This window comes from Candidatus Protochlamydia sp. R18, from assembly GCF_000648255.1.
In the GTDB taxonomy this organism is placed as follows: Bacteria; Chlamydiota; Chlamydiia; order Chlamydiales; family Parachlamydiaceae; genus Protochlamydia; species Protochlamydia amoebophila.
In genome coordinates, this window is sequence record NZ_BASL01000638.1 from 1 (window position 1) to 2830 (window position 2830).

Below are 2830 nucleotides of genomic sequence, written 5' to 3' on the forward strand. Positions count from 1 at the left end.
ATACAGGCAAAGTAGAGACTCTCTACAGCAATACACGATGGTGCTCAGACAGCTTCTCTATTCAATGCTTAAATGGTGATCGTGTTCATGTCGCCTTCTCGTTGGATACGTGTGACAGAGAAGTCATGCGTTATATTGCTTCTACAATAGGTATTGATGGGCAGATGATTCGAGATTTGATGCTTGAGACTATTGAATATAGATTTGAACAGCCAAAAGCTAGAGTACCTCTTGAATGGCTCTCTGATAATGGCAGCTGTTACACGGCTAAAGAAACTGTCAATTTTGGTAGACTGCTTGGTTTAACCATTAGAACCACGCCACCTTATAGTCCAGAAAGTAATGGCATGGCGGAAGCTTTTGTCAAAACTTTTAAAAGAGATGATGTTTATTTCGGCAATCTGGCAAGTGCTGAAGCTGTTTTGCAGCAATTGCCTATTTGGATCGAAGACTATAACGTTAAAGCCCCTCACAAGGCTTTAAATATGCTCTCTCCAAGAGAGTATTTAAGGAAATTAAAAATGGCAGGCTAGCGGTCCGGTTTTATAGGGGCAACTCCAATAAGCATCCTTTTTTTTCAGTAAACACCCTAAAACTATAGACGCTTTTTAAAATTTTTTGTGCTTTTTTTAAAGTATAGCATGATTTTTTACTTTTTATTGGGCCCTTTTTCGCGGGGCAATGTCATGTTCTGATGCATTTAATACATAATTCGATATTCTTCGATGTAAATTTACAAATTTGTGTATTAGATCTTGTTAGGTTGGATGAGAATACAATTGCACAAATTTAGAATTATTAATTCGAATAACTTGATCGCTATTGTTTGCTTCGCAACCAAATAATATTATATATTGTTTTTTTGTATAATATTCAAAAAAATTGTTAAAAGTATGCTCCCATTTAAAGCGAGGACTATAATAAGGAGTAGTCCAATTGAGCCAAGCATCTCGTAGCTTACAGAGCTGTCTCGTGATTAAATTTTTGTTTTCCAACTTATTGTCATTATTTTGATAAAGTTGATTTATTTTAGCTGCTATTTTACGGCCAGCTTCACGCTCTTCCGGGCTAAATTCAAATTCTTTTTGAATTACGATTTCGATAATACAGGCAACTAAATCATGTAATGGAAAATCTTGCTTATATCTTTGAATATAGATATAACGTTTTCCCCAAAAAGAAATTTCGTCTGAAGCCTGATTTATAACTGGTTCTAATTTTACAAAAGATTGTGTGCTAGTTAATACTTGCTGGAAGTTCATTTTTACCTAAATTTTGTTAATTTTTAAAGATAGTGTAACAGAAAAGTCAATTATAACATCCAATTATCAACAACAGGTCCTTTTATAGAATCATAATAGTCGGGAGGTTGGGTGTAACTTGTTGCTTGAACTGCTAAAAATTCAAACCAACCCTTTTCAAAGTGAATGTCTATCATTTTAAATTTCTCTCTTACCCATGTAAAACAGCTTTCCCCTCCAATTTCTCCTCCTTTAATTTTAAAAAATGATAAAGGACCCAAATGGTTAAATTTAGGAATTATATTATTATCTTTTTCATATTGAATTACTTTGAGCATTTCTTTAACTTTTGCACTTGATCGCATCCAAACTTTTGATCTTGTTTGATATTCAAGTTGTTTATTTATAGGGAAAGGGGCCGTTTTTATACTATTTCCTGTAAACTCAACGAAATGTAGGAAATATTCATTTTCTTTTGTTTTTCTATGGTATCCATCGCTTATTCCTTCCACAACAAATTCAGCATGATTTCCACTAATGCCATTAAAAGTAATAAGCGTTACAGCCCACATAAACTTACTTATTCGTACGCTTTTGTCAATTTTGCTCCAAACATAGTTGGGTTCTATTTCTAATAAATAGTAATCTTTCCGATGTTGAAACATTGCTAATTCTTCTTGTGCTAGAGTAGTGATTCTTCTAATATCCTTTTCACGGCAATAGTCAGAAGGTTTTCTACAACAAAGACTTGGATAGTAAGAAAGAAACAGCGACTGATAGCGCATGTCACTAACTTCATCTACTGACAAAACTCGTTTGATATAGAAATCATTGAGATAAGAAATACAATTTTTAGTAGATTCTCCTACTGTCTTAATTTTTTGGATTACCTCTACGGCTGCAGGACTACAATCATAAGAGGGAATTAGAATATTTCGAGAGGATATCCATGAGGTAGTATTTCTGATTTTATCATCTATCTTCCATAATAAACCATCGCCTTCAAGAAGAGTAACATTGTAATGCTTTCCACCAATTAATTTTATTTGAGGATGAGAAATATCATTATAGCCAATTTCAAAAATATTACCACATGCATCATAAGTATAGTTCTCATATTTATAAGCTCTAATTGGCCTTGAAAAACAAGGTACATTATTTGAGCTAAGAAAGACTTCACATTGAGATAAATAATTAACCATATCTTCTATAGGTATTTCGGGAGGAATGTAAAGCTCATTCCGTTTGATGGTACCTGTTGCGTAATCAATAAAGTCACATTCAATCATAGTTGTTCTTTTAATAATGCGAACTTCTTTGAGAGATCCTTTCCAATTATGAATAGAGACATGATGATTTTCATCAATATACCTTATTGCATCTTCAAAAAGAGGCCTAAGCTGATTTAGAGAAGTGGCTTTTAAAAGCTCACTTTTGTCAACAGGTTCTTCATTTCTTAAAAAATTTGTTTCTACAGTATTAAAAATCCAATTAGGATTACAAATTTCAGAAAAATTCATTGTGATTAGACTCATTATATTTAATGTGAAATTTAGCCCACCATATATATATATATATATATATATATA

2 protein-coding genes and 1 pseudogene are annotated in these 2830 nt (G+C 32.6%); 1 reads left to right on the forward strand and 2 read right to left on the reverse strand.

The window, feature by feature from the left end; translation table 11 throughout:
• A pseudogene (locus TY19_RS02985) lies at positions 1-533 on the forward strand (IS3-like element ISCpr2 family transposase); the annotation flags it as partial.
• A gap of 225 nt (positions 534-758) precedes the next feature.
• Here the strand turns inward: TY19_RS02985 and TY19_RS02990 are convergent.
• The gene (locus tag TY19_RS02990) at positions 759-1262 is read right to left on the reverse strand and encodes a hypothetical protein (protein WP_042280048.1); all 504 of its coding nucleotides are present in this window, start codon (positions 1260-1262) and stop codon (positions 759-761) included.
• A gap of 50 nt (positions 1263-1312) precedes the next feature.
• Positions 1313-2830, reverse strand: a 1518-nt coding sequence (locus tag TY19_RS16125; protein WP_158383115.1) for a hypothetical protein, incomplete at its 5' end; no start/stop codon positions are given.

Coding starts and splice junctions, on each gene's coding strand:
- TY19_RS02990 (WP_042280048.1), bottom strand. CDS start 1,262: ATGAACTTCCAGCAAGTATTAACTAGCACACAATCTTTTGTAAAATTA.